The 5,194-nt window shown below is 59.0% G+C and carries 7 protein-coding genes; 5 read left to right on the top strand and 2 right to left on the bottom strand.

Features of this window, described 5'->3' with window-relative positions:
- Window positions 1–225: 225 nt before the first annotated feature.
- Window positions 226–912 (top strand): response regulator transcription factor, encoded by a 687-nt coding sequence (locus tag B4F73_RS04210; protein ID WP_290480270.1) that lies wholly within the window; start codon window positions 226–228, stop codon window positions 910–912.
- On the opposite strand, the gene B4F73_RS04205 is transcribed toward B4F73_RS04210, so the two are convergent.
- Together B4F73_RS04205 and B4F73_RS04200 are read right to left on the bottom strand one after the other, a co-directional pair.
- A complete protein-coding gene (locus B4F73_RS04205) occupies window positions 909–1,712 on the bottom strand; it encodes an exodeoxyribonuclease III (protein ID WP_206991728.1) in 804 nt (267 codons plus the stop codon). The two genes, B4F73_RS04210 and B4F73_RS04205, sit on opposite strands and share 4 nt — an antisense overlap.
- 281 nt (window positions 1,713–1,993) lie before the next feature.
- Window positions 1,994–2,653, bottom strand: a complete 660-nt coding sequence (locus B4F73_RS04200; RefSeq protein ID WP_290480271.1) for a LolA family protein — start codon at window positions 2,651–2,653, stop codon at window positions 1,994–1,996.
- A gap of 242 nt (window positions 2,654–2,895) precedes the next feature.
- On the opposite strand from B4F73_RS04200, the gene trxA reads away from it, so the two are divergent.
- From trxA to B4F73_RS04180, 4 genes are read left to right on the top strand one after another with little or no spacing between them, the layout of a single operon-like run.
- Window positions 2,896–3,786 carry a thioredoxin gene (trxA, locus tag B4F73_RS04195; protein ID WP_290480272.1) on the top strand — a complete coding sequence of 297 codons (891 nt, stop codon included), beginning with the start codon at window positions 2,896–2,898 and terminating at the stop codon, window positions 3,784–3,786.
- Window positions 3,787–3,841: 55 nt separating this feature from the next.
- Window positions 3,842–4,492 (top strand): LON peptidase substrate-binding domain-containing protein, encoded by a 651-nt coding sequence (locus tag B4F73_RS04190; RefSeq protein WP_290480273.1) that lies wholly within the window; start codon window positions 3,842–3,844, stop codon window positions 4,490–4,492.
- Window positions 4,493–4,500: 8 nt separating this feature from the next.
- Entirely contained in the window at window positions 4,501–4,749 is a 249-nt protein-coding gene (locus B4F73_RS04185; RefSeq protein WP_206991730.1) for a Trm112 family protein, read from the top strand.
- A complete protein-coding gene (locus B4F73_RS04180) occupies window positions 4,746–5,051 on the top strand; it encodes a DUF971 domain-containing protein (RefSeq protein ID WP_290480274.1) in 306 nt (101 codons plus the stop codon). The genes B4F73_RS04185 and B4F73_RS04180 overlap by 4 nt, the downstream gene beginning before the upstream one ends.
- Window positions 5,052–5,194 lie beyond the last annotated feature (143 nt).

Genomic DNA, 5,194 nt, shown 5'->3' with positions numbered 1-5,194 from the left:
GGAGAGGCTCCGTCGCCTTCGCGCTTTTGCGATGCCTTCACCACGCCGCCTTTGCCCAGGACGCACCGGGCCGTAAAGCCCGGCCCCGAAAACTTGCCGGTTTGCGTTGCGGTGAATTTCATGCTCACGGACTGCTCCCACACTTGTGATTGCGCGTTAGGCAAAGTCATATGGCATTTGACAGCAGCCGCAATACACAGCGACGACCGAAATTAGGAGACGCCCGTGACAGGTAACAAGACGATCCTGCTGGTTGACGATGACCAGGACCTGCGCGAAGCGCTCGCCGAGCAATTCGACTTGCACGATGGCTTCACCACATTGCAGGCCGCCAATGCGAACGAGGGCATCACTCACGCGCTAGCCCAACGAATCGACCTGATCCTGCTCGATGTCGATATGCCGGACATGGATGGCCGCGAAGCCTGCAAGCAAATGCGCCAAAAGGGCGTGCGTGCACCGATCATCATGCTGACGGGACAGAATGGCGATGCAGATACGATACTCGGCCTCGAATCCGGCGCGAATGACTATGTCACCAAGCCCTTCAAATTCTCTGTTCTGCTGGCGCGGGTACGTGCGCACCTGCGCAGTTTCGAACAGTCTGAAGACGCGACCTTCCAGGTCGGGCCTTACGAGTTCCGCCCATCCATGAAATTGCTTGTCACGGAAGATGGCCGAAAGGTGCGCCTGACGGAGAAAGAAACCAACATCCTGAAATATCTCTACCGCGCACAGGGCAAGCCGGTCGCACGGGATGAGTTATTGTCAGAAGTCTGGGGCTACAATGCGACGGTCACCACGCACACGCTGGAAACCCATATCTACCGCCTGCGTCAGAAGGTCGAGCCTGATCCGGCACACGCACGCCTGTTGCTGACTGATGCTGGCGGATACCGCCTTCAGCCCTAGACTTTCATCTCAACGCTGATGGGCGCGTGATCTGAGGGTTTCCAGCCGCCGCGCCAGGCAAGATGGACGCGGTATGTGTCCAGCTGCGTGTCTGGCAGGGCAGCCGGGTTCATCCAGATATGATCCAGCCTGCGGCCCCGATTGCTCTTGGCCCAGTCTTTCGCGCGATAGCTCCACCAGGAATACAGTTTCTGATGATCATCAACGGCCAGTCGGCCGATGTCAGCGAACCTCGCCTGACTGCGCGAATCTTCCAGGCGTTCTGTCTCGCCCGGCGTGTGCGAGATGATCTTCAACATCTGTTTGTGTGACCAGACGTCATTCTCGTGCGGCGCGACATTGAGATCGCCGACCAGAACACGCGGTGTTGTGGTCTGCTTCTTATAGCCAGGTCCAAGCCGCTCAAGGAAATCCAGCTTGTGCGCGAACTTGTCGTTCGTGTCTGCATTCGGTTCGTCGCCGCCAGCCGGCAGGTAGATATTGTGGATTTCGACGCCTGCCACTTTTGCTGCGATCACACGGGAATGCCCGTGGCGGCACAGATCTGGGGCCTCGATACGTTCGATCGGCAGGCGCGAAGCAATGGCCACGCCGTGATGACCGCCTTTCTGACCGTTCAGGACCAGATGTGGCAGACCCATTTCCCGAAAAGCCTTTTCAGGAAATTCCCCGTCCTGGCATTTGGTTTCCTGCAGACAGATTACGTCCGGCTGCTCAGCGGCGACGAAGGCTTCCACATTGGGGGCGCGCAGGCGGACCGAATTGATGTTCCAGCTGACGATCTTGAGTGAATTTGACATTCAGGCTGCGTAACAGTGTTTCCAGAAACGTCAACGCGCCCGAGCGCGGGGAAGCTCGGACGCGTCAGACGCTTGCTTTGCACGTCTCGCCGGGAGGGGAAGGCTCCGACGGTGACAACGCATCTGGTCGCAGCGGGGGGTCAATTGCTGCGCGGGGTAGCTGCGTCGTCCACAGTTGCAAAGATGTCACTCTCACAATTAAATTCAAGTGAAAATTGTGTTATATGCTTGGCTGTGTCGTCTGGGGTCCAGTTTTCCGGCGCCAGCGGTCAAGTTCGACCTCAATTCTCGTCAAAATCCTTCATTACGAATAGGCGTGGGTTCAATCGTTTGCCCGATTCCACATTCGTCAGTTGTACGGAGGTGGGGTTTCCGCCGCTATCCATCGTGCGCCATCCGGTCAGCGACATATCACTTTCCATCAACAGCAGGGTCAGCGTGCCGTCCATTTCACCGGACTTGTCCCGAAGTGTGATTTCGACCCGACCATTGCGGTTTTGCACGTCGAGCACGTCGGCTTCGGTGGCAAAATCGATGTCGTCATCCAGCAACAGGGCGAGCGGGGTCGTGCCGAGGGGGACGCGATCCGTGGTTTCCAGTTCGGAATCCTGAAGCGCCACAGTTGTTCCATCGCTTACGACGAGAAGCGGGCTTGGGGCGTCATATTCAAACCGCACCTTGCCAGGTCGCGAAAGGGCGAACCGTCCAGTTGATTCAGTATAGTCAGGCGCAAGTTGTTCAAACGTACCGCTTGCGGTCTCCACAGCGGCCAGCGCGGCCGAGGCGCGTTCCAGCAGGTCGGCGCGTTGTTTGTCTGTCAGGCCAGCAGGCTGAGCGACTTGCGGAGCAGGGGCTGCGGCATCGGTGATCTGCAGGCCCATTGCGAAGGGGGACGTGGCGATCGCGGTGATTGCGCCAAGGCTTGCCAGGAAATTCAACATTGTGCGGTCTCCTCAATTCGTTGACCAATGGACCTACACTTAAGCGCGACAGGCTTGCAGAAACAGGGCGCGAAAAAGGTATTTTCGTCGCTTTTCGTTGCACCGCATTCAGCTTCACCCAATCGCATGTCCAGATTGACTGCCAGATGAACGCGCACAGCCCGTTTGGTGTCAGGACCGCGCCTTGCGAAAAGCGGGTCTCCAGCCCATGTTCCCTGCAGATATTCAAGGAACACGCTCACATGACTGAAATGGCTTCGCTTCATACCAAAGATACAACCGACCAGGATTTCATGGCCGATGTTGTGGAGGCGTCCGAGCAACAGCCCGTAATCGTGGATTTCTGGGCGCCGTGGTGCGGACCGTGCCGGACGCTTGGGCCGATCATCGAAAAGGCGGTCGAGTCCCGCAATGGCCAGGTCAAGCTGGTCAAGATCAATATTGATGAAAACCCGGCCTATGCCGGGCAGCTTGGCGTACGTTCCATTCCGGCCGTCTATGCGTTCGACAAGGGCCGCCCGGTCGATGCCTTCATGGGCGCACTGCCGGAAAGCCAGATCAATGCGTTCGTCGAGAAGCTGCTGAGCGGAACCGATGCCGGCAAGATGATTGCCGAGGCATTGGAACAGGCTGAAGCGGCTAGCCAGGCAGGCGATATTGGCACAGCGGCGCAGATCTATGCGGCTGTCATTCAGCAGGAGCCAGAAAACGTCACAGCGATCGCCGGGCTCGCTCGCTGTTACCTCGCCAATGGCGACAAGGAACGCGCCACAGTGACGCTCGATATGATCCCCGAGGACAAGCAGAATGACAGCGCCGTCAAAGGCGTCCGCACCGCCATTGAAATGATGGGCGATTCGGCGGCTGAACCAGACGAATTCGAAGCGGCGCTTTCAGCCGTCCTTGCCAATCCCGATGATCATGACACGCGGTTTGAGTTGGCAGAGAAGTATGGCGCGGCTGGCCGGTTCGGGGATGCGATTGATCATCTGCTGATCATTCTCGGACACAAGCTCGACTGGAGCGAAGGCAAGGCCAAGGAAAAGCTGCTACAGATGTTTGAGGCGGCAGGGGCGACAGACCCGGCAACCGTCAGCGGTCGCCGTCGTCTTGCATCGCTGATGTTTGCCTGAGGGAGCATTCGCTCCACATCTCTTTTCAGGCCGATCCAGAAAGAGACGCAATCCGATGACCCAGCCGAGCTTCACGCGTATTTCCGAACTGCCGGAACAGCTGGCGATCTTCCCCCTGCCCGGCGCGCTCCTGTTTCCGCGCTGGCAGTTGCCGCTGAACATTTTCGAACCGCGTTACCTCAACATGATTGATGATGTCATTCAGGGCGACCGCATGATCGGCATGGTCCAGACTATCGGGGGCACACGAGCCAAGCCGGATATTGCGCAAACCGGGTGCGCGGGACGTATTACGGCCTGGTCTGAAACAGGGGATGGTCGCTATCTGATCACGCTGTCGGGAATTGCGCGGTTTGATGTCTCCAAAGAGCTTTCGGTGATGACGCCCTATCGGCAGGTGACGCCCGATTGGACGCCCTATGCCGAAGACCTGAAAGATGTCCCGCCTGCGCGCTTGCCGGACCGCAAGCGTCTCGTCGGTGCGTTGCACGACTATACCGAGACACACGACATGGCGACGGACTGGTCGGCGGTGGAAGAAGCTCCGCTCGAAACCCTGGTGAATGCGCTTTGCTCGGGATGTCCATTCTCCGTGATGGAGAAGCAGGCGCTCGTTGAGGCGCCCACCTTGAAAGATCGCGCGGAAACGCTCATCACCCTTCTGGAAATGGATGTGTCCGGCCAGGATGGCGGCACGCTGCAATAGGGGCGTTCATGTCTGAAGATACCGGGAAAGAAATTGGCGCGCCGCGCAAGGGCCCGTCCGGGGTTGATCCTCGCTTGCTGGAAATCCTGATTTGCCCGGTCAGCCGCCAGCCGTTGAGCTATGACCGCGCCGCCGACGAGCTGGTCTCGCCAAAGGCGCGGCTGGCCTATCCGATCCGCAATGGCATTCCGATCATGCTGGCGGATGAGGCGCGCGATCTGGACGAAACCGCTCCTCACGATGAGCCCGGCGCATGAGCGATCCATCCTGGCCTGCTCGTCTGGCTTTCCGGAAATCCGCACAGGAATTATTTATCGAATTCGACGACGGCGTATCCGGCGTCATCGGCTACAAACGCCTGCGCGAGGAAAGCCCGTCAGCGGAGGTCCGCGGTCATGGCAGCGGTCCACGCCCTCCCCAGCCGCCGGTGCCGGACGATATCTCCGTGCTCGGCGCCGAACCGGTCGGGCGCTATGCCGTGCGCATCCAATTCTCTGACGGACATGATTCCGGGCTGTATACGTGGAAATTCCTGCGGGAACTGGCCGTGCCAGCCTAACGCATCAGGCTTGGCAGGTGATCCTGGTCCGCGCTGGCCTGGCGGGCCATGGCTCGCCTGAGTGGAGTCACCCGTTGCGCCAGTGTCAGGGCCAAGCCCCGCAGAGGCTTCAGCAGATTACTGTCATTGGTAAAGGCCCGGTC

It is taken from the genome of Hyphomonas sp. UBA3601, from assembly GCF_002375605.1.
In the GTDB taxonomy this organism is placed as follows: domain Bacteria; phylum Pseudomonadota; class Alphaproteobacteria; order Caulobacterales; family Hyphomonadaceae; genus Hyphomonas.
The sequence above is the reverse complement of the archived record's forward strand: the minus strand, read 5'-3'. Positions and strand labels throughout refer to the sequence as shown.